The organism is uncultured Adlercreutzia sp. (assembly GCA_910585575.1).
Taxonomy (GTDB): domain Bacteria; phylum Actinomycetota; class Coriobacteriia; order Coriobacteriales; family Eggerthellaceae; genus Adlercreutzia.
The window spans coordinates 1-25,082 of sequence record CAJUFS010000008.1 but is presented as its reverse complement, the minus strand read 5'-3'; the positions used below and the strand labels follow the sequence as shown (position 1 = coordinate 25,082).

22 protein-coding genes are annotated in these 25,082 nt (G+C 63.5%); 3 read left to right on the top strand and 19 right to left on the bottom strand.

Features of this window, described 5'->3' with window-relative positions; translation table 11 throughout:
• Positions 1-257: 257 nt before the first annotated feature.
• The 3 genes from hemW to QZ307_RS01710 all read right to left on the bottom strand — a co-directional run bounded on the left by hemW (position 258) and on the right by QZ307_RS01710 (position 2,800).
• The gene (gene hemW, locus QZ307_RS01720; RefSeq protein WP_295994877.1) at positions 258-1,370 is read right to left on the bottom strand and encodes a radical SAM family heme chaperone HemW; all 1,113 of its coding nucleotides are present in this window, start codon (positions 1,368-1,370) and stop codon (positions 258-260) included.
• Positions 1,371-1,520: 150 nt separating this feature from the next.
• The gene (gene dusB, locus QZ307_RS01715) at positions 1,521-2,492 is read right to left on the bottom strand and encodes a tRNA dihydrouridine synthase DusB (RefSeq protein WP_295994874.1); all 972 of its coding nucleotides are present in this window, start codon (positions 2,490-2,492) and stop codon (positions 1,521-1,523) included.
• Between the two features lie 128 nt (positions 2,493-2,620).
• On the bottom strand, positions 2,621-2,800 hold the full coding sequence (locus QZ307_RS01710) for a hypothetical protein (RefSeq protein WP_295994872.1): 180 nt from the start codon (positions 2,798-2,800) through the stop codon (positions 2,621-2,623).
• A gap of 100 nt (positions 2,801-2,900) precedes the next feature.
• Here QZ307_RS01710 and QZ307_RS01705 point away from each other — a divergent pair, with 100 nt between their 5' ends.
• The gene (locus QZ307_RS01705; protein WP_295994870.1) at positions 2,901-3,548 is read left to right on the top strand and encodes a flavodoxin family protein; all 648 of its coding nucleotides are present in this window, start codon (positions 2,901-2,903) and stop codon (positions 3,546-3,548) included.
• A 278-nt stretch (positions 3,549-3,826) separates the two neighbouring features.
• Here the strand turns inward: QZ307_RS01705 and lepA are convergent, their stop codons facing one another.
• Positions 3,827-5,632 carry a translation elongation factor 4 gene (gene lepA / locus QZ307_RS01700; RefSeq protein WP_295994867.1) on the bottom strand — a complete coding sequence of 602 codons (1,806 nt, stop codon included), beginning with the start codon at positions 5,630-5,632 and terminating at the stop codon, positions 3,827-3,829.
• A gap of 327 nt (positions 5,633-5,959) precedes the next feature.
• Between lepA and rpsT the strand changes: the two genes are divergently transcribed.
• Both rpsT and QZ307_RS01690 read left to right on the top strand, forming a co-directional pair.
• A complete protein-coding gene (gene rpsT, locus QZ307_RS01695) occupies positions 5,960-6,496 on the top strand; it encodes a 30S ribosomal protein S20 (RefSeq protein WP_295994865.1) in 537 nt (178 codons plus the stop codon).
• 147 nt (positions 6,497-6,643) lie between these two features.
• Positions 6,644-7,747, top strand: a complete 1,104-nt coding sequence (locus tag QZ307_RS01690) for an MBL fold metallo-hydrolase (protein WP_295994862.1) — start codon at positions 6,644-6,646, stop codon at positions 7,745-7,747.
• Here the strand turns inward: QZ307_RS01690 and holA are convergent.
• The 15 genes from holA to QZ307_RS01615 all read right to left on the bottom strand — a co-directional run bounded on the left by holA (position 7,734) and on the right by QZ307_RS01615 (position 24,938).
• The gene (holA, locus tag QZ307_RS01685) at positions 7,734-8,708 is read right to left on the bottom strand and encodes a DNA polymerase III subunit delta (protein WP_295994859.1); all 975 of its coding nucleotides are present in this window, start codon (positions 8,706-8,708) and stop codon (positions 7,734-7,736) included. The two genes, QZ307_RS01690 and holA, sit on opposite strands and share 14 nt — an antisense overlap.
• 4 nt (positions 8,709-8,712) lie before the next feature.
• Positions 8,713-11,106, bottom strand: coding sequence for a DNA internalization-related competence protein ComEC/Rec2 (locus QZ307_RS01680; RefSeq protein WP_295994856.1), 2,394 nt, complete (start codon positions 11,104-11,106; stop codon positions 8,713-8,715).
• Positions 11,087-11,632: a ComEA family DNA-binding protein gene (locus tag QZ307_RS01675; RefSeq protein WP_295994853.1), complete on the bottom strand. Its 546-nt coding sequence runs from the start codon at positions 11,630-11,632 to the stop codon at positions 11,087-11,089. Before QZ307_RS01675 ends, QZ307_RS01680 begins: the two co-directional genes overlap by 20 nt.
• A 442-nt stretch (positions 11,633-12,074) precedes the next feature.
• Entirely contained in the window at positions 12,075-13,316 is a 1,242-nt protein-coding gene (gene thiI, locus QZ307_RS01670) for a tRNA uracil 4-sulfurtransferase ThiI (RefSeq protein WP_295994850.1), read from the bottom strand.
• Positions 13,316-13,576, bottom strand: a complete 261-nt coding sequence (locus tag QZ307_RS01665) for a DNA-directed RNA polymerase subunit omega (RefSeq protein WP_295994845.1) — start codon at positions 13,574-13,576, stop codon at positions 13,316-13,318. Before QZ307_RS01665 ends, thiI begins: the two co-directional genes overlap by 1 nt.
• Before the next feature lie 18 nt (positions 13,577-13,594).
• Positions 13,595-14,158 (bottom strand): guanylate kinase, encoded by a 564-nt coding sequence (gmk, locus tag QZ307_RS01660; protein WP_295994843.1) that lies wholly within the window; start codon positions 14,156-14,158, stop codon positions 13,595-13,597.
• Positions 14,159-14,181: 23 nt separating this feature from the next.
• Positions 14,182-14,493, bottom strand: coding sequence for an integration host factor, actinobacterial type (gene mihF / locus QZ307_RS01655; protein ID WP_295994840.1), 312 nt, complete (start codon positions 14,491-14,493; stop codon positions 14,182-14,184).
• A gap of 126 nt (positions 14,494-14,619) precedes the next feature.
• Entirely contained in the window at positions 14,620-15,357 is a 738-nt protein-coding gene (gene pyrF, locus QZ307_RS01650; RefSeq protein WP_295994839.1) for an orotidine-5'-phosphate decarboxylase, read from the bottom strand.
• The gene (locus QZ307_RS01645; RefSeq protein WP_295994835.1) at positions 15,351-16,283 is read right to left on the bottom strand and encodes a dihydroorotate dehydrogenase; all 933 of its coding nucleotides are present in this window, start codon (positions 16,281-16,283) and stop codon (positions 15,351-15,353) included. Before QZ307_RS01645 ends, pyrF begins: the two co-directional genes overlap by 7 nt.
• Before the next feature lie 9 nt (positions 16,284-16,292).
• Positions 16,293-17,087 carry a dihydroorotate dehydrogenase electron transfer subunit gene (locus tag QZ307_RS01640; RefSeq protein WP_295994832.1) on the bottom strand — a complete coding sequence of 265 codons (795 nt, stop codon included), beginning with the start codon at positions 17,085-17,087 and terminating at the stop codon, positions 16,293-16,295.
• Positions 17,088-17,137: 50 nt separating this feature from the next.
• Positions 17,138-20,359 carry a carbamoyl-phosphate synthase large subunit gene (gene carB / locus QZ307_RS01635; RefSeq protein WP_295994829.1) on the bottom strand — a complete coding sequence of 1,074 codons (3,222 nt, stop codon included), beginning with the start codon at positions 20,357-20,359 and terminating at the stop codon, positions 17,138-17,140.
• Positions 20,360-21,718 carry a glutamine-hydrolyzing carbamoyl-phosphate synthase small subunit gene (gene carA, locus QZ307_RS01630; protein WP_295994827.1) on the bottom strand — a complete coding sequence of 453 codons (1,359 nt, stop codon included), beginning with the start codon at positions 21,716-21,718 and terminating at the stop codon, positions 20,360-20,362.
• Positions 21,719-22,011: 293 nt separating this feature from the next.
• The gene (locus QZ307_RS01625; RefSeq protein ID WP_295994824.1) at positions 22,012-22,935 is read right to left on the bottom strand and encodes an ABC transporter ATP-binding protein; all 924 of its coding nucleotides are present in this window, start codon (positions 22,933-22,935) and stop codon (positions 22,012-22,014) included.
• Between the two features lie 16 nt (positions 22,936-22,951).
• On the bottom strand, positions 22,952-23,956 hold the full coding sequence (locus tag QZ307_RS01620) for an iron ABC transporter permease (RefSeq protein WP_295994818.1): 1,005 nt from the start codon (positions 23,954-23,956) through the stop codon (positions 22,952-22,954).
• Entirely contained in the window at positions 23,949-24,938 is a 990-nt protein-coding gene (locus tag QZ307_RS01615; protein WP_295994969.1) for an iron ABC transporter permease, read from the bottom strand. The genes QZ307_RS01620 and QZ307_RS01615 overlap by 8 nt, the downstream gene beginning before the upstream one ends.
• Between the last annotated feature and the right edge of the window lie 144 nt (positions 24,939-25,082).

The following is a 25,082-nucleotide window of genomic DNA, read 5'->3' as shown; positions in this document are numbered from 1 at the left end:
CGGGGTGGGCGGAAGGCGGAAGACGGAAGGCTGGTAGCATCCCTCCGCCCGTCGGGGCCCGGGGTCTTCTGCCGGGAACCCGCTCTGTCCGTCCCCGGAGGGTCGGGGGCGCTTGCAGAGGACCCGCTCCGCTGACTCGCTTCGCTCGGGCGCTGCGCTCCTTCATGTTTTTATGGGCGACCTTCGGTCGCAGGAATGTGGCGTTCAGAGACCTCTGCAAGCGCCCCCCGACCCTCCGGGGACTACCGAGTTGGTTCTTACGGAGCTAGGTCGAGGAGGCGGCCGTAGAGTTCGTTGCCGCAGAGCCAGCCGGTGTCGGTGGGCTGCCAGCGACCTTCTTGATGGACGGCGAGGCCCCGTTGCTCTAGTTCGGCGAAGACGGCAGGGGCGTCCTCGAGCAGCTCGGTGGCGCGGGCCACGTGCTGGTCGCTGACGCCGCGGGCCATGCGCATGCCGAGCATGAGGTCCTCGGCGGCCATTTGGTGCGCGTTCAAGTCGTCGATGACCTGGCCATCCTGCACCCGCATGCGGCGCTCGGCGTTCTGGGTCATGGTGACAGCGGAACGGCCCAGGCCCAGATAGGGCTTGCTGGTCCAGTAGGCGGTGTTGTGGCGGCTCTCGTAGCCGGGAAGGGCGTAGCTGGCCACTTCGTAGCGGTGAAAGCCGGCCGCCTCCAATACCGCGCGGGCCGCTTCCATGGCCTCGGCCTCCACGTCGTCATCGGGCTCGGGCATGTCGCCGCGGAGCACAGCGCGGTCGAAGGGGGTGTTCGGCTCAATGGTGAGGGGGTACACCGACACGTGCTTCACTCCCAGGGCCACGGCCTCCTCGACGCTGCGGCGGAAGGAGTCGGCGCTTTGCCCGGGGATGCCGCACATCAGGTCCACCGACACGTTGTCGAAGCGCGTCTGCGCCGCCGCAATGGCCCGACGCGCCGCTTCCGCATTATGGGCGCGGCCGAGGATGGCCAGCACCTCGTCATCGAAGGACTGCACTCCCAGCGAAAGCCGGTTCGCGCCCAACGCCCAAATGTCGCGCACCATGGGCTCGGTCAGGCTCTCCGGGTTCGCTTCCATGGTGCACTCCACCTCGGGCTCCAAGTGCATGGACATGCCCAAAGCGTACAGCAAGCTGGACAGCCGCTTCATGCCGATATAGCTCGGCGTGCCGCCCCCCAGATACACCGTCTCGAGCGCCCCCAGCTTCCCCTCGCGCGAAGCCCGGCGAATATCCAGCACGAGCGATTCCACGTACTCATCGATAATCGGCGAATCGCGCTCCACCGCACTGGTAGTGAAATCGCAGTACCCGCACCGCTTCACGCAAAAAGGAATATGCAGGTACAGCGCTGTATAAGGGTCATAAGGCATGGCTAACACTCTTTCTAGGTGAGTAGCGGAGCGACACCGGGTGCTTCGACCGAGCGAGTTCCGCAGCGACGAGAACAGTCCAGTGGACTGTTCTCCAAAGCGAGGACTGTTTGAGCGAATCGGAGTACCCGGTGGCGCGGAAGCGGACAGCTATGCATGGGCCTCTGCTATCTCGAGCAGTTCGTCGAACACTGCGTCGAAGTCCTCCAAGCTGGTGCAGTAGTTGATGCGCCCGCGGGCCGCGGCGGCGCCGGGAAGTCCTGCCAGGTACCACATGGCGTGCTTGCGCATGCGCACGATGTTGCGCCCCTCGCGCTGGGTGAGCAGCCGCGCATGGCGCCGCGCCACGGCGATGCGCTCCTCTACCGTGGGCGCTGCTGGCTCGGGCTGCCCGGCCAGGGCGGCTTGCACCTGTGAAAACAGCCAGGGATTGCCCTCGGCGCCGCGCGCGATCATCACCGCGTCGCAGCCAGTGCGCTCGGCCATGGCCACGGCATCGAAGCCGTGGCGGATGTCGCCGTTGCCCACTACGGGCACCGCCACCGCCTCTTTCACGCGGCCGATGACGCCCCAGTCGGCGCTCCCCCGGTACAGCTGCTCGGCGAAGCGACCGTGCACGGTGACGGCATCAGCCCCGGCATCTTCCATGCGCCGGGCGAATTCCACGGCGGTTTCCTCGCCCTCGGCCCAGCCGCGGCGGAATTTCGCCGTAACGGGATGGGCCACTGTCCCCTTCACCGCGCGCACAATGTCGGCCGCCAGCTCAGGTGTCTTCATAAGCGCCGAGCCGTCGCCCTTCGACACGATTTTGCGCGCCGGGCAGCCCATGTTGATGTCCAGGTACGCTAAGCTTTCGCCTAACGTGTCCTCGATCCAGGCGGCCTGCGAGGCCATGACGTCGGGCTCGTGGCCGAACAGCTGCACGCCCACCTGGGTTTCCCCGTCGGCCAGCGCCAGCAAGTGGCGCGTTTTCTCATTCGCAAAAGAAAGCCCTTTGGCCGATACCATTTCGGTGAAGGCCACGTCGGCGCCTTGTTCCAGGCACAGGGTGCGGAAGGCGATGTCGGACACACCGGCCATGGGCGCCAGCAACACGCGGTATTTCCCGAACAGACCTTCCACGCTAGACTGTCAGCCCCAGCGTAAAGGTGCAGCCTACGGCGAAAATGCCAACGATGGCCACAAGAACCACGGCGACCAAGGCGCCGATAAGGATGGCGTACAGCGGAAATGCGCGTTTCATAAGACTCCTACAGAATGCCGAACAACAGCAGACCGAGCATGGCGAAAATACCCAGGATGACAACGAGCACGGCAACAAGCACAAACGTCTTAGAGGCTCCGGACATGCCGGCGCGCTCCTGCTCCTCGGCTATCTTCTTCTCATCGAACGGATCGTTGATCCAGTCGTAATCTTCGTTCTTCGCCATGGCGCACCTTGCATTTGCGTGTCGAATAACTAAACGTGATGGCTCTAGTTTAATTGATGCTACAATCCAGCCAAGCAAAAACACGAGAAGAGGAGACAGTGTGAAGGTACTGCTTATCAACGGAAGCCCTCGCATGAACGGCAACACGAACCGCGCTTTGGAAGAATGCGCCGCGGCGCTCCAGGCCGAGGGCATCGACACCGAGATTGCCTGGATCACCAACAAGGAGATTCGCGGCTGTATCGCCTGCGGCATCTGCACGCGCACGGGCAATAACCAGTGTATCTTCACGGAGGATTGCTGCAATGACCTGATCCAGAAGGCCGGTGAGGCCGACGGCATCATCATTGGCTCGCCGGTGTACTACGCCGGGGCAGCCGGCTCGCTCATCTCGCTGCTCGACCGCATGTTCTATGCCGGTGGCTCGCTCATGCGCTTCAAGCCGGCGGCCGGCATCGGGGTAGCCCGTCGCGCCGGCGCCATTGAGGCGGCCGATCAAATCAACAAGTACTTCCAGATCAACAATATGCCGGTAATGAGCAGCTCCTACTGGGGCATCGCCTTCGGTCGCCAGCCCGGTGAAACCGCGGCCGACGGCGAGGGTATGCACACCATGCGCATGCTGGGCCGCAACATGGCCTGGATGCTGAAGAGCCTCGAAGCCGCCAAAGCCGCCGGCATCAACCCGCCCGAGGTAGAGCCCAAGGTCATGACCAACTACGTCCGCGAGGATGTCATCCAGGGCTAACGCTTACCGCTGTGCTCGCCAAGCGAGCGAGGGCCGGCACGCACCGTTGCGCTCGCAAAGCGATCAGGACCTAGCGCGCCGCTCTGTCAAGCAGGCGAACGCCCACAGTCACTGCCAAGTTCCAGGATTCGCTGGTTTGGTACCGTGCTTTTTCGCAGTGAGAAATTCTGAACTGGGGTTTTGCAGGCGCTCGGTACCAAAACGTGCAGTTTTGTCGCGCGTGAGGGTACCAAACAGGCGCATCTCGGAACCTGGCAGCGGCGAGGCCCGCCCCTCTCCTACTCGTCCACCTTGAGAATCGCCATGAAGGCCTCTTGCGGCACTTCTACGTTGCCGATGGCCTTCATGCGCTTCTTGCCGGCCTTCTGCTTCTCCAAAAGCTTGCGCTTACGGGTGATGTCGCCGCCGTAGCACTTGGCCAGCACGTCCTTGCGCTTGGCCTTCACCGTTTGGCGGGCCAGCACGCGGCCGCCGATGGCCGCCTGGATGGGCACCTCGAACATCTGGCGCGGGATGATCTCCTTCAACTTGTCGCACAGGATGCGGCCGCGGTCATAGGCCTTGTCGCGGTGCACGATGAACGACAGCGCGTCGATGGGCTTACCGGACAGCAGGATATCGAGCTTCACCAAATCGGAGGGCTTGTAGCCGTCCATCTCGTAGTCAAGACTCGCGTAGCCCTTCGTGTTCGATTTCAGCTTGTCGAAGAAGTCGAGGATGAGCTCGGACAGCGGAATCTCCCAGAGCATTTCCACGGTGGTGGGCGACAGGTAGTTCATGGTGACGAAGTTGCCGCGCCGCCCCACGGCCAGGTCCATGACGGCGCCCACGTAATCGGGCGGCACGAGGATCTTCGCCTTCAAGTAGGGCTCCTCCACGCGCTCGATGGAACCCGGGTCGGGCATTTCCTGGGGCGAGTGGAGCGAGACCATCTCGCCGCCCTTCAGGTACACGTGGTACTCCACCGAAGGGGCCGTGGCCAGCAGGTCGAGCCCGAACTCTCGCTCGAGGCGCTCCTTGATGACCTCCATATGCAGCAGGCCCAGAAAGCCAGTGCGGAAGCCGAAGCCCAGGGCGTGGGACGTCTCGGGCTCCCAGATAAGGGCCGGGTCGTTCAGCGACAGCTTCTCAAGCGCCTCTTTCAGCGGCTCGTACTGGTCGCCATCGATGGGAAACAAGCCGGTGAACACCATGGGCTTTGCCTCGCGGTAGCCGGGCAGCGGGATGTCCGAGCCGTCCTCGGCGGTGGTAATGGTGTCGCCCACCTTCACCAGGCTGACGTCTTTCAAGCCCGTGACCAGGTAGCCTACCTCGCCCACGTACAGGGCCGGCTCGGCAATTTCCTGGGGATGGCGCGCGCCCACTTCCTCGACGAGGGTTTCGGTGCCGGTGGCCATCATGCGGATCTTGTCGCCCTTCTTGATATGGCCATCCACCACGCGGATGAGCGCCACCACACCGCGGTAGGCGTCGAAGTAGCTGTCAAAAATGAGGGCGCGCAAGGGGGCATCGCCATCGCCCTCGGGCGCGGGAATGTTGTAGACCACCGCTTCGAGCAGGTCATGGATGCCCTCGCCGGTTTTGCCGGAGCCGAGCACCGCGTCGTCGGCGGGAATGGCCAGACCGTCCTCGATCTCCCCTTTCACACGCTCCGGTTCGGCGGCGGGCAGGTCGATCTTGTTGATGAAGGGGATGATTTCAAGGTTGGCATTCATGGCCAGCATGGCGTTAGCCACAGTTTGAGCCTCGACGCCCTGGGTGGCGTCCACCACCAGCACCGCGCCATCGCAGGCGGCCAGGCTGCGGGACACCTCGTAGGTGAAGTCCACGTGGCCCGGCGTGTCAATGAGGTTCAGCTGGTAGGTTTCGCCATCGTCGGCGGTGTAGCTCACGCGCACCGCCTGGCTTTTAATGGTGATGCCGCGCTCGCGCTCGATGTCCATGGAGTCGAGCAGCTGGGCTTGCATGTCGCGCTTGGCCACGGTGCCCGTCATTTCCAGGATACGGTCGGAAATGGTGGACTTGCCGTGGTCGATATGGGCGATAATCGAGAAATTGCGAATATGGGAAAGCTCGTGGGTCACAGGTTCCCTCTCATATATGTACGTCTCGCGAAGAATTATCCGCCTTGGGGAAATTTCTTCGACTTCCTGCAGTCAGTCTTTGGTATTCTATCGCATTGTGTATCCAGCGATACGTACGCGCGGTGATTCCACCGCCAAATCTGCAGACGTGGCTGCGCTTTAGATCACGCTCGCTGGCAAGGGCCCTCGGAACAACGTTCCGGCCCGATGACGGACAAATCCCGCCGCTCCTCGTTCGCACGATATGCCTTGGCGGCTCGCCGCTGCGCGTTCGTGTCGTTGGATACCAAAGGGATACCAGCAACGAACGAAGAAAGGCACTATTTCATGGCTAACATCAAGTCCCAGAAGAAGCGCATCATCACCAACGAGAAGGCTCGTATGCGCAATCGCGCCGTTAAGGCCGAGCTGAAGACCGCCATCCGCCACGTGAAGGACGCCGTGGCCGCCGAGGACGGCAAAGCTGCCTACGCCTTCGCCTGCGAGGCCTGCCGCCTCATGGACAAGGCCGTTTCCAAGGGCGTTATCCACAAGAACCAGGCTGCTAACCGCAAGAGCGGCATCATGCACCTGGCCAACACCGTGGTGACCCCGGCTGACATCGAGGCCTACGAGAAGATGACCCCCAAGGCTCCCAAGACCGGCTCCAAGAAGGCTGAGGCCCGTGCCGCCCGCAAGGCCGCCATGGCCCAGGCTTCCGAGGAGAAGGCCAAGCGTCGCGAGAAGCAGCTGAAGGAAGAGAAGAAGGCTGCCGAGCGCAAGGCCAAGGAGGCCGAGGAAGCTGCCAAGGCCGAGGCCGAGGCTGCTGCCGCTGAGGCCGCCGAGGCTGAAGAGGCCCCTGCTGAGGAAGCCGCTGCCGAGTAGGTTGCCCCTTCATACGCTTTGCAAAACGCCGCCTGATCAGGCGGCGTTTTTGTTGGCAACGAGCTGTTGTCTTTCGTGTCGAGTGCCGGGGATACCGTGTCTTCTCACGTAAAATGAGAATGTCGCAAACCAAGGAGATCAACGATCATGGCTATCAGCAAAGAAATTGAGCACGTGCTGGCCATCGCGCCCAGCATTCCCGACACGCCCTTCGGAAAGCCCGTGTTTCTGCTTCCCAACTTGTACCTCGTGCGCGTGCCGCTTCCCTACAACCCCCTCCATGCCATCAACTCGTACTTCTTGCTCGACGACGATGGCACCACCACCATTATCGATGTGGGCTTCAATCATCCCGACAGCGAAAAGGCCCTCGATGACGCCCTGCGCGTCCTGGGCCGCTCGTGGGACCAGGTTCAGATCGTGCTCACCCACAGCCATCCCGACCATACGGGAAACCTCGATCGCATTTGGCGCCCGGGCATGCCGGTGTATGCCAATACGCACTCGTTCCAAGAGGTGAAGAACCTCATGGCCATGGAGGAGAACGTCTACGGTCCCTTGCTTCTGCAGGCCGCCACCTTGGAGCAGCAAAGCGAGATGGTGTTCAAGGACGGAAAGCCGAAGCTGCACGTGTCAGCCGAGTTGCTGCCTTTGGAAACCTATCCGGTGATGACCTATCTGAGCGAGGGCGATACGTTCGAGGCCGGCGGCTATACCTTCGAGGTCATCGAGACGCCCGGCCATGACGCCTGGCACATTTGCCTCTACGAGGCCAAGCACCGCTTCATGATTGTGGGCGACCACGTCCTTGAGCGCATTACCCCTTCGGTGAGCAGCTGGTTTCCTGCCTACAACGCCTTGGAGGAGTTCCTCGACAGCTTGGCGAAGGTGGGAGAATACGAGGCTGACTTGGTGCTGCCCGCCCATGGCAAGCCCTTTACCGGCCTGCGGGAGCGAGTCGACTTCCTTATCGATCATCACCACGCCCGCTTGGAGGAGATCTACGATTTAGTGGCCGCGGGCCATGACGACATCGTGTCCATCTCCCAGCATGCCACCTGGCGCTACCCCGATTGGCAGTCGTGGCCGCTCGATCAGAAGTACTTCTCTATGGGCGAGACGTTGGCGCATCTTATCTACTTGGTGCGCCAGGGGCGCATTCTTCAGGGCATCTGCGGGTACGAATACTATTTCCGCATGCCCTACGATCGAACGAAGCTGGCCCTGGCGCCCCTTCCTAAGGACGCTTAAGGGTTTCCACCACCCAGGCGCGGAAGGTTTCGTCATCGTCGGCGCCGCTTTTGATGGCCTGCTCCGCATCGCGGGCCATGGCCAAGGCGTGCCGTAGCTCGGCGGCCGTGAAGCGCCGAGCCTGGGCGCGGTGGTTCTTCACGCGCCAATCAGGCAGTCCGAGCGTTTTGGCCAACATGCCGCCCTCGCCGCGGGCATTCAGGGACTGGGCGCACATAAGCTCGCGAATGCGCCCGGTGCACAGGGCGATAAGCTGCAAAGGCGACGCAGAGTCCATCATGGACAGCAGGGTAAGGCAGCGCGCCAGGTTTCGGTCGGCGTAGGCATCGGTGAAGTTCCAGGGCTTGACCTCGGAGGTGCGTGCCACCAGAGCGCGAACCTCGCGATCGGTGACGGCGTCGGCGCCCTGGTGGGACAGGGCGATTTTCTGCAATTCGCTGTCGAGATGCACCGTATCCTCGCCGACAAGCTCGACGAGGGCCGCCGCTGCTCCCTCGGTCATGACGATGCCGTGGGAGGTGGCCATGGCGCGCACCTGCTTGGGCAGCTCCCAGCTTTTCGGGGGCGCACAGCTGATAACCGCCTTTGCGCCGAGAGCCGCGACGGCCTTGTAGAGCCGCGTGCTTTTCGCAAGCTTCTCGGCCTCAAGGGCGAGCACCGTCGTGGCGTTGGGGGCTTTTAGGTATTCAACGAGCGGCTCGGAGTCGGCTTTCTTGAGTTTCTCGGCGTTGCGCACGTACACCAGACGATAGGGGCTGGCGAAGGGCACCGTGTTGCAGGCCGAGACGATCTCTTCGCCCGTAGCCACTTCCCCATCGAAGTCGTCGGAGTTGAAGGCGATGTCGCCGAGCTTCTCGAGGCGCGCCCGCAGGCGTTTGATAACCGTCTCGCGCTTGAGGGCGTCCTCGCCCACTACCAGGTAGGCGCCAAGGAATTCCGGGGATGTCTTCGTATCACTCATGGGGCTATTGTACTTGATCGGCCTTGGTTTCGTGCTGGGTGCGCACCATAATCTTCTGGGCGGTGAAGCTAAGCGTTGCGTCACCCTGCTGGTCGGTGCGCAGAACCGTGGTTCCCTGCTCTTGAAGCGCCTCGAGACATTCGGCCGTGGGATGTCCGTAGCGATTGCCTTCTCCAGCGCTGATCAGGGCTATAGTGGGGTTCAGCGCTTCGGCTGCTCCGTGGTCGAGGCTGACGCGCGAGCCATGATGGCCCACTTTGAGCACGTCGATGGTGGGAACAGGGAGGGCTTGCATCATGGCGGCTATCTCCTCCCCTTCGGCATCGCCGCAGAACAAGGCTGTCCAAGTCGGCTTCTCGTCGTTGTTGTCGCGATAGGTGACGTAAAACGACAAGCTGTCGCCGTTGCCGCCCTCATCGGAAAAGCGCTGGGGCCAAAGCGCGGTGAGGGTGAAGCGCCCGCAGGAGACGCTACCGCCGACGGCGAGACCGGTTACCGTAAGGGGCGCTCCGACCGACGACGAGGTCGCCGAGCGCATCAGGGCAACGCAGGAGGCGCACGGACACGTGACGGCGTCGCGCGCTACCAGCAAGCGAGAGACCCCTGTTACGCCGCGCAGGGTGTCGAGAGCCCCGCAATGATCATCGTCGTGGTGGCTGATGGCCACGGCGTCCAAAGCAAAGACGCGGTGACGGCCCAGAGCCTCTTTGAGGAGACGCTCTTGGTTGCCGGTATCGATAAGGAGCGCTTGGCCTTGGCTGCGCACGAGAAACGCATCCCCTTGACCTACATCGAACATAACGATCTCATCCCGTTCGAGAAGGGGTGCCGCGGCTACCAGTACGATAAGCACAGCGCAGGCTGCTCCCCCCAAGCGCACGGTTGCACGCGGTGTGAGCGAAGGCCACCAGGCCCAGAGAAGCACTGCCGCTAGGGCCGAGAGCGCAACCAGCGGTGTTGGATCGGCATCGATGGGAATGCAGCCGAAGGGAATTGCCTTGATCAGGCCAACGGCGCTTGAGAGCGGCTGGCATGCTAGCGAGGCCGCTCCTATGAACAACGACGCGGCAGCCGGAAAGAGGAGCGCTGCCGCGGTGCCGGCGAACCCCGCCACGCAGGCCAGCGTGAACAAGGGAGTGGCCACCACGTTGGCCAACGGGGCCACAAGAGGAAGTTGCGCAAACAGCGCGGCGCTATAAGGCTGGACCAGCAGGGCCGAGGAGGCCGTAAGAGCCAAAGGATCGCGCACAAAAGCGGTAAGCACTCTCCCCTTTCCCGGGATCGCCTGCCGAAACAGGCGCGAGAACAGCAAGATGCCCAGGGTGGAGCCTGCCGAAAGGAAGAAGGAGGCTGACAGGGCCGAAGGAACATCGATGGCGACAAAAACAACGAGGCAGAGTCCAAGACCATTAAGCGCCGACGCCCGTCGTTTTCCCGCAAAGGAGAAGAGCGCCGTGGCCGTCATGAGAGCGGCTCGGATGGCCGACACGGGCAAGCCGGTGAACACCACATAAGCGAGCAGAAAGAGCCCCAGGATCAGGGAGGAAGTCCGTCGGCTGAGGCGGGTCAGCCGAAGGAGCCCCAGCACGAAGGCGGAGACAACTGAGAGATGTGCTCCGGAAACCGCGACGAGATGGGCAAGCCCGGTAAGCTGGTAGGCCTGGTACTCCCCTGCTTCTTCCAAAGGCCGTCGGTAGCCGCACACGAGCGCTTCAAGGAGCGGCGCCTGGTCTCCCCCCGAGCCTTCAAGGACTTCAAGGGCATGGGATCGAAGGGTCAGAAGCGGCAGCGATCCGAGCACCTCCTCTTCTCTGTGCTTGCCGTCTATAGTGCCGACCAATCCCCTTTCCCAGGCAAAAGACTGCGCTTTCGCTGAAAACGTCTCAAGGGCCCCCGATACCTTGAGACGCGAGCCCCGCAAAAGCCCTGCATCCTCGGCAGCGAGACAGACGCGGGCTCGAGCAGTCTTGCCGTCGTCGCTGACCAACTGCCCCGTGGCTTGGGCACCGAAATCCGTGAGACGTGCGTCCTCGGTCAACTCGATGGTCCAAGGACGCGCGGCGCCGATAAGGGTTTCTTGTTGGTGATGAAGCAGGGCCGCGCTTGTCGCTGCTGCCATAAGACCTGACGCAAGCCCAAAAACGACGAGGTGCGCAAGGGCGATTCGTCGATGGGCAACCCCGTGGACAAGGAAGGGAGCGACAGTAAGAGCGCCTGCGGCCGCTGCTCCGAGACACACCCGGATGGAAGCATCTTGAAGCAGCGGATACGCAAGAGCCGCAGCGATCCACAGGCTGAGGCCGACGATGAGCAGCGGCGGAAGAGCGGGACGGGTGGCTTCTTCCTCGGTGTCGGCCTTTACGGGTTTCGTTGCGCCGCTAGAGGCAGATTGCGTCACGAAGCGCCTCGAATTTCTTGTCGCCGATGCCCGAGACGCGCTTAAGGTCCTCGAGGGAAGCAAAGGGCCCGTTGGCCTCGCGATCCGCGACGATCTTTGCCGCCGTTGCCTCACCGATCCCTGAAAGTGTGACCAGCTCCTCGACGCCAGCCTCGTTGATATTGACGAGATTGTTTCCAGTTGAGGCGCTTCCAGATGAGTGGATCTTTCCTATGGAGGCAGCCCCGGCACCATCCGAGGCGCCAGCCCCGTCATGGGAACCGGAAGAGGAGCTTGGAGTCGAGTCGGTGGATGGGATGAGCACCTGCTGGCCGTCCTCGAGGCCCTGAGCAAGATTGACCGAGGCGGTGAGGGCTTTCTTGGTGAGGCCACCAGCTGCTTCCACCGCATCGATGACGCGAGCGCCGGCGTCGAGATAGTACACGCCCGGGTTCTTGACGGCTCCGTCTACGTGGACGCAGAGTCGAGCTGCCTGGGGAAGAATGGCATCGGCGGGAGCTGAGTCCCCGCCATCGGCCGCAGGCATAGCTGCAGCTGAGGATGCGTCTTGCTCTCCGTTGGCAACCGAAGAAGTAGTTTCGCCCGAAGAGGTTGTTTCAACTTCCAATGGGCCCGCGTCGGCTGCCTTCTCGGCCGCTGCCGTCACCTCAAAAACGGGCTCAGAGAACAAGGGGCCCACGGTGAACGCTCCGAGGATGATTATCGCAATAAAGCAGAGGGCGATACCGAGAGCGGCTGGGCGAGAAAGGGTGGAAAGGTGAAGACGCGACAAGAGGCTTTGGGACTGGGTTTGAAAATCCATGGGCTGCTCCTTCGTTTAGGGGAAGCAGCGTCTTAGCAGCGCGGAGTCGTCAAGGTGTCGCTCCTCATTCGCTCAGGAGTCGCAGGAAGGCGTAGGCGCAAAAAATGCCCGCCAAAGACGGCGGGCATAATCGTGGCTCGGGTAAAGCGCAAAGATTCGCGTAAGGCTAGGCCCGGTCGCGCGCTTCGCCAGCGATGCGGCGCGATTTGGGAGGACGGTAGGACGGGCAGGCGTAGTCGTGCACTTCGGCGGCGTCGGCCAGCTCTTGCACCCATTGCTCCAGCGGGAATGGCGCCTCGGCGGCCTCCACATCGGCCAGCTTCGCATGGGTTTCCGGATTGCGCGGCATAAAGAGCGTGCAGCAATCGGGAGCGTCCTGGGACGAGATGTCGAAGGTGCCCAGTTGCTGTGCCTGATCGATGATCTCCAGCTTGTCAGAGCCGATAAGGGGACGCAGGACGGGCAAGTCGACAACGGCGTTGGTGGCCTTGATGTTGTCGAGCGTCTGCGAGGCCACCTGGCCCAGGCTCTCGCCTGTTACCAGAGCGCCTGCGTGCTCGCGACGGGCCAGCTCTTCCGCAACGCGGAACATGAGGCGCCGGTAAAGGATGACGCGCAGGGCCGGCGGTGCCGAGACCGAGATTTCCCGCTGGTAATCGCCGAAAGGCACCACGTAGACGCGCGCAATGCAGCCCGTGCGCTGAAGCACCTGGGCGATGTCGTCCACAAGGAACTCCGATGCGTCACTGGTTTGCGGGCGTCCCGAAAAGTGCACGCCAATGCATACGGCACCGCGGCGCGCCATGCGCCACAGGGCCACCGGCGAGTCGATGCCCGACGAGAGCAGACTCACAACCGTGCCCGAACTGCCCACGGGAAGACCGCCGATGCCGCGCTCGCTGCGGGCATAGACATAGGCGGCGTTCTGCACCACCTCGACGCCAACCGTGATGTCCTGGCCCTTCATCTGCACGCGCTTCTCGGGGAAGGCCTCGCACAAAATGCCGCCGATATCGCGGTTCATCTGCATGGAGTCGATAGGGAAATCAGTGTGGTTTCGGCGAGCCGACACCTTGAAGCTTTCGAAGGGGCCAGCCTCACCGAGTGAGCGCACGGCCGCCTCCCCCATAAGCTCCATATCGCGCTCGACCTTGAACCCGCAGGAAACGCGCGCCACGCCGGGCACGCCCAGAATGGCGTCGGTGCACTGATTGGCCACGGCCAGGCTGGTGCCCTCCTTGAGGAAAACCAGAATACGGCCGGAAATGCGATGAATGGTCACAATCGGGTAATCACGAAGAAGCGCCTCCAAGTTCTTCTGAAGGCGCTTCTCGAATACGCTGCGGTTGCGTCCCTTCAAACCAATCTCGTGATAGTGCACGAGAATAATTCGCTGGAACTCTTCCATTAGTGGTTTTTGGCGTCGATGGACTCGGGATCGTAGGAAACCTCGCCGCGGGCGATTTCGTTGAACGCCATGGACAGCGGCTTCGTATCGGCGGCGCGGGCGATCTCCACGGCCGTTTGCAGTTGGATAGCGCGATCGCGCTGGCCGCGCATCATGTCGTTGATGTCGTGGGCGCGCTTGGAGGCCAGAGCGCACAGCAGGAAGCGGTCGTTATCGGTTTCGTCCAGCAAGACGTCGATCTTCGGTTCGATAATGCTCATAGGTTGGCAGTCCTCTAACTATTCTTCGGCGGTTTCATTCACGTAAGCAACGAGCTGGCGAGTTGCCTCGTCAAGATCGTCATTTACCAGCCGAATATCATACTCCATTTTGTGGGAAAGTTCCACTACGGCTGTGTCCATGCGCTTTTGAACGGCCTCATCGGTTTCGGTGCCGCGGCCGCGCAACCGTCGTTCAAGCTCTTCAAGGGACGGCGGCTCGATGAAAACAAGGTGCGCTTCGGGCATCTTCTCCTTCACCTGAAGGGCGCCTTGCACTTCAATTTCGAGGATGACCTGCTTGCCCGCGGCCATTTCCCGTTCCACGGAAGCGCGCGGCGTGCCGTAGCAGTTATCCGAATATGTGGCCCATTCCAGGAAGCCGCCCTCGTCGGCCAGGGCGAGGAACTCCTCTTTCGACATGAAATAATAGCTAACGCCCTCTTCCTCTCCGGGACGAGGGCGTCGCGTGGTGGCAGAAACGGAAACCCAGGTGTCAGGCACCTCCTCCACCAAACGAGCAATGAGTGTTCCCTTGCCGGTTCCTGAAGGACCGCTGATGACAAAAAGGTTTCCGGTTCTCATGTAATCCTTTGCTTGGTTGAATGCTACTTGGCCAGGCGCTGGAGCAGGGCTTCGCGCTGACGCTCGCCAATACCGCGAATGCGGCGGCTCTCGGCAATTTGCAGCTCTTTCATGATGCGCTCGGCCTTGGCCTTGCCATAGCCCGGCAGCGTCTCAATGAGCGTCGAGATTTTCATGCGGCCGACAACGGGGTCGTCGCGCATGTCGAGCACCTGGGCGACGGTCAGTTTGCCGGCTTTCAGCTCTTCACGGACTTGAGCGCGCTTGATGCGAGCTGCCTTCGCCTTTTCCAAGGCTTCAGCACGGGCCTCAGGGCTGAGTTCGGGGATAGCCATGGTTTGTTCTCCTTCCGGTTTGGGCTGCGGAAAATAGTACCATGCATTGATGACGAAAAACACGTCATTTGCGTTGAATAGAGAAAACTTATAGGAATTTGCTCGTGTGCAATATTCCGAAAAAACCTAGGATGCGCTGGCAAGTTCTTCAACGATGGCATCGAAAGCAGCTTCGGGGTCGGGTGCCTCAGTGATGGGGCGACCTATGACAATATGAGACGCGCCATTTTCGAAGGCTTGGATCGGCGTGGCAACGCGGCTCTGGTCGCCCAGCGCCGCGCCGGCAGGACGCACGCCGGGCGTGACGATAAAGGCATCGGGGCCCAGCAGCTCGCGAAGCTTGGCGGCCTCTTGGGGCGAGGCGACGACGCCCGCGATGCCGGCGTCCTTTGCCTGACCGGCCAAGGCCAGAACCTGCTCGGGCAGCGGGCGCTCCACACCGGTTTCCGCCAGGGCTTCGGGGCTCATGGACGTGAGCACGGTGATGCCCAGAGTTGCGGGCACTTCCCCGCCCCACTCGGCCGCGCCGGCCTCGGCGCCGCGCTGAGCCGCTTCCATCATGGCGCGGCCGCCCACGGTGTGCATGGTGATCATGTCCGCGCCGCTGGCCGCCGCCGAGCGGGCGGCACCCTCCACCTGGTGCGGGATGTCGTGGAACTTCAGATCCAGGAACACCTTGAAGCCGCGGCGCTTGAACATCTTCACGATGGCGGGGCCCTCCGCATAGTAAAGCGTCATGCCGATTTTCAGCCAAGTGGCCTTGCCGGCCAGCTTGTCGGCCAAAGCGATGGCTTCCCAGGCGTCGCAGTCGAGGGCGACGATGACGCGGTCTTTAGCGGGAATGGAATCGAACGCGGTTAGCACTGCAGTCCTCCGATCAGCTCGTTGATGTCGGCCACGCCCTGGGCCTCGCAGTAATCAATCATGCCGTTGATGACGTCGACGGTGGCGGTGGGGTTCACGAAGTTGGCGGTTCCCACGGCCACGGCGGTGGCGCCGGCGAGCATGAACTCAATGGCGTCCTCGCCAGTGGCGATGCCTCCCATGCCGAGGATCGGCACCTTTACGGCGCCGGCGCACTGCCACACCATGCGCAGGGCCACGGGCTTCACGGCCGGGCCCGAGAAGCCGCCCACCACGCGGGCCAGCTTCGGCTTGCGCGTGCGCGCATCCACGGCCATGCCCAACAGCGTATTGATAAGCGAGATGGCGTCGGCGCCGGCCGCCTCGGCAGCGCGAGCGATCTCTGCGACATCGGTGACGTTGGGAGTGAGCTTCACAATGAGCGGGCGCTTTGTGGCGGCGCGGCACATCCCGACTACCTTTTCCACACTGGGAACATGGCAGCCCATGGTCATGCCGCCGGCATCCACGTTAGGGCACGAGATGTTCACCTCGTAGGCGTCCACCGGTGCCTCTTCCAGCGCTTCGATGACCTGCACGTACTCGTCAAAGCTGTGGCCCGACACATTCACAATGGTGGTGGCACCGATGCTTTGCAGCCAGGGCAGCTCGTCGTCCTTCAGGTGCTGCACGCCGGGGTTCTGAAGGCCGATGGAGTTCAGCATGCCCGAGGCCGTCTCGGCGATGCGGGGGCTTGCGTTGCCCTCCCAGCCGTTGAGGGAGACGCCCTTCGTGGTGACGGCGCCGAGAGAGGCCACATCGACGAAGTCGTGGTACTCCTTGCCGGCGCCGAAGGTGCCCGAGGCCACGGTGACGGGGTTTTTCATGGCCAGGCCGCCCAAGTTGACGGCCAGGTTTACGTTGGTTGCTTTCGGGAAGATGCTCATGGGTGCCTCCTACCAGACCACAGACGTCGAGGGGAACACGGGGCCGTCTACGCAGGCGCGCTTCTTGCCGTCCACGGTGTCGACCACGCAGGACAGGCAGGCGCCCACGCCGCAGGCCATGCGACGCTCGAGGGACACCTCGCAGAAGACACCGGCCTCTTCTGCCATGGAGGCTACCAGGCGCATAAGGGGCTCGGGGCCGCAGCAGGCCACATAGTCGAAGTAGTTGCCCGACTCGGCCGCCTCGGTAAGCGCCGCCTCCACGAGCGGCGTGCAGAATCCGGCGTGACCGTAAGTGCCGTCGTCAGTGGAGCAGGCAGGAGCGCAGCCCAGGACGCCCTCGTAGCGCTCGCGGGCCACCAGGGCATCGACCGTGGAGGCGCCGAGCACCGCGTGCACCTCCATGCCGCGCTCGGTCAGCTCTTCAATAAGTGGATAGAGCGGCGCGCTTCCCACGCCACCGGCCACCACAAGCGCCCGCTTGGCACCCTCGGGCACCTGCCAACCGCGGCCGATGGCTCCGATGAGCTCCACTGAATCGCCCACCGCCAGCTGCGTCATGCGGTCGGTGCCGAAGCCAAGCACCTGGTACATCATGTCCACGGTGCCCTCGTTCAGGTTGCGGGCATAGATGCCGAGGGGACGACGGAGAATGTGGTCGTCCATGCCGGGAATGCGCACATGGACGAACTGCCCAGGCCGCGCGGCGGCCGCAATTTGCGGGGCCTTGACCGTCATGAGCCAGATGTTGCACCCCATTTCCTCGTTCACCAGAATGGGTGCGGTCTCGTTGTAGAGGGTCATAGGCTCTCCCGTCGACTCAAAGGCGTTCAATCGTTGCCGCTCATTCTACCCTACTCCCCCATATCCTGCAGCGAGCATACGGCGAGGGCGCCGCCGCGCGCTGCCTCCATGCCGGCGATCATGGCTTGAGCCGCTGCCAAGGTGGTGGCGTAGGTGATGCCGTGGCGCACGGCGGCTCGGCGCAGCTCGTAGCCGTCGTCGCGGGTGGCCGAACCTAGGGGCGTGTTCACCATGAGCGTAATCTCTCCCGAGGCGATGCGGTCGGCCACCGAGCTCTTCCCCTCGTGGATCTTGCCCGTCACCTCGCAGGGAATGCCCGAGGCCGCTAGCACCGCGGCCGTGCCCTCGGTGGCCAGGAGGCTAAAGCCCAGGCGCGCCAGCTCGCGGGCGATGAAGGACACGGCGCGCTTGTCCTGGTCGTTCACGGAGATGAAAGCCGTGCCGCCCGAGGGCTGGGCGTAGTCGATGGCCATCTGGGTCTTCATGTAGGCGGCCGGGAAGCTGCCAGCGCAGCCCATGACCTCGCCGGTGGAGCGCATTTCGGGCCCCAGCAGCGCGTCGGCACCCGGGAAGCGCCCGAAGGGCATGACCGCCTCTTTCACGAAGAAGCGTCCCGGACGGGCGAAGTGCTCGGGGAGCGTGAAGTCGGCCAGGCGCTCCCCGGCCATCAGGCGGGCGGCGATCTTCGCCAGGGGCACGCCCGTAGCCTTCGAGATGAAGGGCACCGTGCGGCTGGCCCGCGGATTCGCCTCGATGACATAGATGACCCCGTCCTTGATGGCGAACTGAATGTTCACCAGGCCGCAAACGCCCAGGGCCAAGGCGATGCGGCGGGCGATGGCGGCCATCTCGTTCTGCACCGTTTCGGAAAGCGAGAACGGCGGCAGGCAGCAGGCCGAGTCGCCGGAGTGAATGCCGGCCATCTCGATGTGCTCGAGGATGCCGCCCAGGTAGACCTCTTCGCCGTCGCACAGGGCATCGAGGTCGCACTCCACGGCGCCCTCGAGGAATTTGTCCAGGTAGACCGGGTGGTCGGGCGACACCGTGGCCGCCTCGGCCACGTAGCGGGCCAAGCCGGCCTCGTCGTAGACGATGCCCATGCCGCGGCCGCCGAGCACGTAGCTGGGGCGCACGAGCAAGGGATAGCCGATCTGCGCGGCGGCAGCCCGAGCCTCATCGATGCCGGAGGCCATGGCCGAGGGAGGGTAAGCCACGCCCAGCTCGTCGAGGAGCGCGGCGAAGCGGTCGCGGTCCTCGGCCAGGTCGATGGCATCGGGGCTCGTACCCAGAATAGGAACGCCGGCCGCTTCCAAGGCGCGCGCCAGCTTGAGCGGCGTCTGACCGCCCAGGGTGACCACCACCCCGTCGGGATCGGTGGCTTCCACCACGTCCATGACGTCCTCGAAGGTCAACGGCTCGAAGAAGAGCATGTCCGAAGTGTCGTAGTCAGTGGACACCGTCTCGGGATTGCAGTTCACCATAATGGTCTCATAGCCGGCCTCGGCCAGCGCGTAACTGGCATGGACGCAGCAGTAGTCGAACTCGATGCCCTGACCGATGCGGTTCGGGCCGGCGCCCAGAATGAGCGCACGGGGGCGGCTCTTGGGCGCTACCTCAGTTTCGTCGGCATCGTAGGTCTTATAGTGGTAGGCCGTCTTCGTGGGGAACTCCGCCGCGCAGGTGTCCACGGTCTTGAACGCCGGACGCACACCCAGAATCTTGCGACAGGCGCGCACTGTGGCCTCGTTGGAGCCCGTCAAGTGGGCAATCTGGGCGTCGGAGAAACCGTAGCGCTTGGCCAGTAGGAAGGCGTCGGCGTCCAAGTCCTCCAGCTTCAGCGTGCCCAGGGCCTGCTCGATGGCCACCATGTCGGCCATGCGCGCGGTGAAGAAATAGTCGATGCCCGTGGCGGAGGTCAGGGCTTCGGCGGTCATGCCGCGGCGCAGGGCCTCGGCGGCCAGGAAGATGCGATCGGCCGTGGGGCGCGCCAGAGCGGCCGTGAGCTCATCGTCGGAAAGGGCGGTTTCCTCCCCCGCCCCATCGGCGCCGAGGCCGGCGCGGCCGGTTTCCAGGGAGCGCAGGGCCTTCCCCAGCGCCTCCTCGAAGGTGCGGCCCACGGCCATGACCTCGCCCACCGCCTTCATGCGCGTGGTCAAGGTGTCGTCGGCTCCCTGGAACTTCTCGAAGGCGAAGCGCGGAGCCTTCACCACGCAGTAGTCGATGGAGGGCTCGAAGCAGGCCGGCGTGGTGCCCGTCATGTCGTTCATAATCTCGTCAAGGGTGTAGCCCACGGCCAGGCGCGCCGCGGCCTTGGCGATGGGAAAGCCCGTGGCCTTGCTGGCCAGGGCCGACGAGCGCGACACGCGGGGGTTCATCTCGATGATGACCATACGGCCTGTTTCTGGATGCACGGCGAACTGCACGTTGGAACCGCCCGTGGCCACGCCCACGCGCTCAAGCACCGCCAGTGAGGCGGCGCGCATGCGCTGGTACTCCACGTCGGTCAACGTTTGGGCCGGTGCCACGGTGATGGAGTCTCCCGTGTGGACGCCCATGGGGTCCAGGTTCTCGATGGAGCACACGATGATGCCGTTGCCCGCCGCATCGCGCATCACCTCCATCTCGTATTCCTTCCAGCCCTCGATGGATTCCTCCACCAGCACCTCGCCGGCCGGTGAGAGCTCGAGGCCCTGGGAGACAATGCGGGTCAGCTCCTCCTCGTTGCGGGCAATGCCGCCGCCAGCACCGCCCATGGTGAACGACGGACGCAGCACCACGGGGTAACCGAGGTCGGCCGCGATGCCCCGGGCGTCTTCCACGGAGTAGGCATAGCCGGCGCGCGACACCTCGATGCCGAGATCGGCCATGCACTCGTTGAAGAGCTTGCGGTCCTCGCCGCGCTCGATGACGTCCACGTCGCAACCGATGAGCTCCACCCCGTAGCGGTCGAGCACACCGGCTTTCGCCAGGGCGATGGCGGTATTGAGGCCCGTCTGACCGCCCAGGGTGGGCAAGCAGGCGTCCGGACGCTCCTTCGCAATGACTTTCTCAACGAACTCCGGGGTGATAGGCTCCACGTAGGTGGCGTCGGCTAGATCGGGGTCGGTCATGATGGTGGCGGGGTTGGAGTTCACCAAGATGACGCGGTAGCCCTCCTCGCGCAGCACCTTGCAGGCTTGGGCGCCGGAGTAGTCGAACTCGCAGGCCTGGCCGATGACGATGGGGCCCGACCCGATAACCAGGATGCTCTTGATGTCCTCGCGCTTCGGCATTTACGCCACCTCTTTCTTCGTCTCGTCGGTCTCGCCGAACTTCCATCCGGCCAAACGGTCGGCGGCAATATCGATGTCCAGGTAATCTTCGGCGCCGGTCATGAGGCGGCCGAAGGCGGTGAACAGGTAGTGGGCGTCGGTGGGGCCGGGCGAGGCCTCGGGATGGTACTGGACGCTGAAAGCGGGAATATCCAGGAAAGCAAAGCCCTCGGCCGTGCCGTCGTCCAGGTTCACGTGGGTCAGCTGGATGCGACCGAAGCGCTCGTTGGCCACCACGGGGGCCGCGCCGCGCTCGGCCCAGCAGCGCAGGTCTTCCTCATGGGCTTCGAAGCCGCCCGAGAGCTCCGGCATCAGCGCGCCCAGACTTTGGAAGCGCGGGCAGAAGCCGTGGTTCTGGGCCGTCACCTCAACGCGACCGGTCAGCAGGTTCTGCACGGGGTGATTGCCGCCATGGTGGCCGAACTTCAGCTTCTCGATATCGGCGCCGGCGGCCTTTGCCATCATCTGATGCCCCAGGCAGATGCCGAAAACGGGCACCTTGCCCAGAAGCTTCTCCACCTGCTGGTAGGTTTCGGCCACGGCATCCGGGTCGCCCGGGCCGTTGGACATGAACACGCCATCGGGATCCAGGGCGAGCACCTCTTCGGCGGGCGTGTTCCAGGGCATCACGGTGACGTCGCAGCCGGAGCGCACCAAGTTCTCAAGGATGGAGCGCTTGGCGCCGCAGTCGTAGGCCACCACGCGGAAGCGGGTTTCAGGGGCCGGAATGGCAGCGAAGCTGTGCGATCCGGGAAGATCGGCGGCGGTGTAGGAGCCCGCTTCTTCCCGCGAGACCGCGGCGGCAAGGTTTACGCCCACCAGCGAGGGGCTCTGGCGCACCTTGGCGACAAGGTCGTCCACGTTGTCGGTTTCCGTGGAGATGACGGCTTTTTGGGCGCCATGATCGCGGATGTGGCGCACCAGAGCGCGGGTGTCGATGCCCTCGATGGCCACCACGCCCTCGCGACGCAGGAAGCTGCCGAGGTCCTCCTGGCTGCGCCAGCTGGAGGGCGTCGGGCACAGGTCGCGTACGACCAGGCCGCGCAGAGCCGGATGCTCGGCCTGAACATCGTCGAGGTGGACGCCGTAGTTTCCCACCTGGGGATAGGTGAGCGCCACAATTTGCCCTGCGTAGGAGGGATCGGTGATAATTTCTAGATACCCTTCCAAAGAGGTGTTGAAGCAGATTTCCCCGAAGGCCTCCCCCATCGCCCCGCAGGCCGTGCCATGGAAGACCGTGCCGTCTTCCAGCACCAAAAGGGCCGGCTGCGCCGCGGGCTTCGAAGTTTTTTCTAGGAGAAAATCAGCTACCTTGCTCATGAGCCATCCTTTCCGGTGGCGCTGCACAAGGCCTATAAAAAATCTCCCACCCTAGGGCAGGAGATCATCGATGCAATATTCCCTCTGTAGCGCACCTTGTCGGTCTCTCCGTACCGTTCTTTAAAGGTCGATTTTGATCATAGAGGGGTGCATGAGGTATGCATGTGCACAAAACATAAACGGGGTAAATGTATCCCTGAGTGGTTAAGTAAGGTTTAAAGGGAAACGCGCGATCCCCGTTACCGCGGCGGCAAGCTGGTAACGCGGCTCTTATCGCGGCTCGTTTCCTCGATCTACCGAGCCAACCGGTAACTTACCAAGGAGGGCTTGCCGGTCCAGGGATCCGGCTCGATAAGCGCCTCCAGGCCGAAAACCTCTTTCATCATGGGCGGCGTCATCACTTGTTCGGCGGTGCCAGCCGCCCGGATGGAACCGTCTTTCATGGCAATCATCCAATCGGAGAAACGCGCGGCCAGGTTCAGCTCGTGAATAACCAGGGCGATGGTCTTGCCCTGGTCGCGGTTGAGCGATTGCAGCAGCTCCAGCACCTCTAGCTGATGGGCCATGTCCAAATAGGTGGTGGGCTCATCGAGCAGGATGAGATCGGTATCTTGGGCCAGAGCCATGGCAATCCAGGCGCGTTGTCGCTGGCCGCCGGACAATGCATCAATGGCGCGGTCGGCGAAGGCGGTCAAGTGCGTTATCTCCAGGGCCCAGGCGATAATCTCGCGGTCTTTGTTCGTCAAACGGCCGAACCCCTTCTGGTGGGGGTAACGGCCGTAGCTCACCAGCTCCTTCACGGTAAGACCACCAGGGGCCGAGGGAGATTGCGGAAGAAGCGCCATCTGACGGGCAATTTGCGCCGTAGGCAGTGAGGCTATGGCGGTGCCGTTCAGATACACGGCACCGCTTCGCGTGGGCATGGTGCGCGAAAGCGCCTTGAGCAGCGTGGACTTGCCGCATCCATTCGGTCCAATAATAGAGGTAACCTTGCCCTCGGGAAGGGCCACGTCCATGGGCTCGATGATAATGCGATCCTCGTAGCCCACCGAGATGCCCTCGCCGCGCAGGGCGGCGTCGTTGAACCACGCGCAGGTGCGGTCGCAGCCCTCGCAAATAAGGGTGCCTTCGCCCTGCGCCGCAGCATCGTTCGCGGTCTTCGCGGGGCTGTCCCGATGCACGAGGCCGTTGGCTTGTGCGATGGTCTTTTCACTCATGGCCTTCTCCTTCTTCTTAGGATTTCGCCAACAAGTACAGGAAGTACGGCGCGCCGATGACTGCTGCCACAATGCCCACGGGGATCTCGTTGGGCGCCAGCAGTGTGCGCGACACAATGTCAGCCGCAAGCATGAGCACCGCCCCCACGAGCACCGTAGCGGGTATAAGCACGTGAAAGTTGGGGCCTACAAGGCGTCGCGCCAGATGCGGGCACACAAGACCCACGAAAGTGAGGCCGCCGCCCACCGCGCAGCACAGCCCCGAGCAGCCCACGGCCACAGCAAGAAGCCCCTCGGAGGCCCGGCGTACATTCACGCCAAGTCCCGTGGCCGCTTGGGACCCCAGGGCAAGTACATTGAGCGTGCGGGCGCAGTACAGGGCCACCATCACGAGGGCGGCAAGCCCCACGGCCAACATGATCACGTTGGGCCAGGAAGCGCCCCAAATATTGCCGGCGATCCAGTTCTGCACGAAGGCATAGTCCCCATCGGAGAGCTGCAGCATCAAAAGCGAGGTGACGCTGGAAAGCCCGGTGGCCAGGGCCACGCCGATGAGCAGCAGCCGCTTGGGGCTGGAAACGCCGCGCACGACCGACAGGCGCCAGCCGGCGAAGGCCACGGCCAGCGACCCGAGGAACGCGAGCACCGGCAGGGCAATTTCAGAGGCCACAGCATTTGCTGGCACAAATACGATAAACGCCGCCACCAAAAGGCCCGCACCGGCATTGATGCCCAGCACGCCCGGATCGGCCATATCGTTGCGCGACACGCCCTGCAAGATGCAGCCGGCTACGGAAAGGCCGACGCCCACCAGCAGGGCGGTAAGCACCCGGGGCAGGCGCAGCTCTACGAGCGTGTAGGTGAGGCTCTGGCTGGCCGTGCCCGCCATAATCTGCCCCAGCTCCTCCAGCGAGATACTGCGGTAGCCGGCGTTGATGTCGGCCCACAGCAGACCTGCGGCCAGCAGTACCAGCACGGTGAAGACGACGGCCGTCCGCGTTCTCTTCCCAATCTTAGTCAAGGGCCGCCGCCTCCCTTCGCGCGCACCAGATGAAGAAGGGCACGCCCACGATGGCGAAGATAAAGCCGATAGGCACCTCGGTGGGCGCCATGACCGTACGGGCGATCACATCGGCCAGCAGCATGAACAGCGCCCCGCCCACCATGGAGGCGGGAATGACCGCGCGGTAGTCAGCGCCCACGAAGCGGCGCACCACGTGCGGTACCATGAGGCCCACGAAGGCTACTGGACCAGCTAAAGCCACGGCGGCGCCGGCTAGCACCATCACTACTAACAGGCATAGCGTGCGCGTCTTCCCCACCGCCACGCCGAGCCCCTGGGCTGCGTCGTCGCCGAGGGACAGCACGGCCACGCGGCGCGAAAGCACGCAGGACAGCGCCAGGGCCACGACGATGAACGGCGCCGTCATGCCTAAGGTGCTCGCCCGCACGCCGGCCACGCCGCCCGCGGTCCAGAACGTGAGGCTGTAGCCGATGCTGAAGAAAATGGCCACGGCCTGAGCCAACGCTGTCAGGAAGAGGCCCACGGCGCAGCCCGCCAGTACAAGGCGCACCGGGTCCACATTGCGCCGCCGGAAGCTGACGGCTCCGTAGACCACGGCCATGGCGAAAGCCGCTCCGGCAAAAGAGCAGAGTACCACGCCAGAGAAGTTCATGCCCGGCAGCAGCGCCAGGCAGAGCGCCAGGGCGAAGGCAGCCCCGGCGTTGATGCCCAGAAGGCCCGAGTCGGCCAGGGGGTTGCGCGTCACGCCCTGCATGATGGCGCCGGCCACGGCAAAGGCCGCGCCTACCAGGATGCAGGCCACGGTGCGTGGGCCGCGCAGCTCCACCACGGCCACCTGATCCTGGTTCGCCATATCGGGACTTACGAGGGCCTGCACCACCTGGTCGGGTGTAATCCAGGTACTGCCAAAGAAAAGGGAGAGCCCGGCGGCCAGAAAAACCGCCACGGCTCCCCCGATGAGGAACAGTGATATGCGCACCCGAGACAAGGAGCGTCCTTAGGCGGCGTCGTTCTCGTGGGCGCGGAAGAAGTCCACGAAGATGTCCAGCTGGTTGGTCAGCGTGATGGGGTCGCGGTGCATGAAGGCCACCTGCTCGTAGGGCAGCACGCGGTCGGCCTTCAC

Bases quoted from the DNA above. Each gene is read 5' to 3' on its own strand.
- gmk (WP_295994843.1), bottom strand. From the start codon at position 14,158: ATGAGAACCGGAAACCTTTTTGTCATCAGCGGTCCTTCAGGAACCGGC.
- QZ307_RS01625 (WP_295994824.1), bottom strand. From the start codon at position 22,935: ATGAGTGAAAAGACCATCGCACAAGCCAACGGCCTCGTGCATCGGGAC.
- QZ307_RS01675 (WP_295994853.1), bottom strand. From the start codon at position 11,632: ATGCCTGCGGCCGATGGCGGGGACTCAGCTCCCGCCGATGCCATTCTT.
- mihF (WP_295994840.1), bottom strand. From the start codon at position 14,493: ATGGCTATCCCCGAACTCAGCCCTGAGGCCCGTGCTGAAGCCTTGGAA.
- hemW (WP_295994877.1), bottom strand. From the start codon at position 1,370: ATGCCTTATGACCCTTATACAGCGCTGTACCTGCATATTCCTTTTTGC.
- carA (WP_295994827.1), bottom strand. From the start codon at position 21,718: ATGAGCAAGGTAGCTGATTTTCTCCTAGAAAAAACTTCGAAGCCCGCG.
- QZ307_RS01645 (WP_295994835.1), bottom strand. From the start codon at position 16,283: ATGAGCATCTTCCCGAAAGCAACCAACGTAAACCTGGCCGTCAACTTG.
- thiI (WP_295994850.1), bottom strand. From the start codon at position 13,316: ATGGAAGAGTTCCAGCGAATTATTCTCGTGCACTATCACGAGATTGGT.
- rpsT (WP_295994865.1), top strand. From the start codon at position 5,960: ATGGCTAACATCAAGTCCCAGAAGAAGCGCATCATCACCAACGAGAAG.
- holA (WP_295994859.1), bottom strand. From the start codon at position 8,708: ATGAGTGATACGAAGACATCCCCGGAATTCCTTGGCGCCTACCTGGTA.
- QZ307_RS01640 (WP_295994832.1), bottom strand. From the start codon at position 17,087: ATGACCCTCTACAACGAGACCGCACCCATTCTGGTGAACGAGGAAATG.
- QZ307_RS01690 (WP_295994862.1), top strand. From the start codon at position 6,644: ATGGCTATCAGCAAAGAAATTGAGCACGTGCTGGCCATCGCGCCCAGC.
- carB (WP_295994829.1), bottom strand. From the start codon at position 20,359: ATGCCGAAGCGCGAGGACATCAAGAGCATCCTGGTTATCGGGTCGGGC.
- QZ307_RS01665 (WP_295994845.1), bottom strand. From the start codon at position 13,576: ATGAGCATTATCGAACCGAAGATCGACGTCTTGCTGGACGAAACCGAT.
- QZ307_RS01710 (WP_295994872.1), bottom strand. From the start codon at position 2,800: ATGGCGAAGAACGAAGATTACGACTGGATCAACGATCCGTTCGATGAG.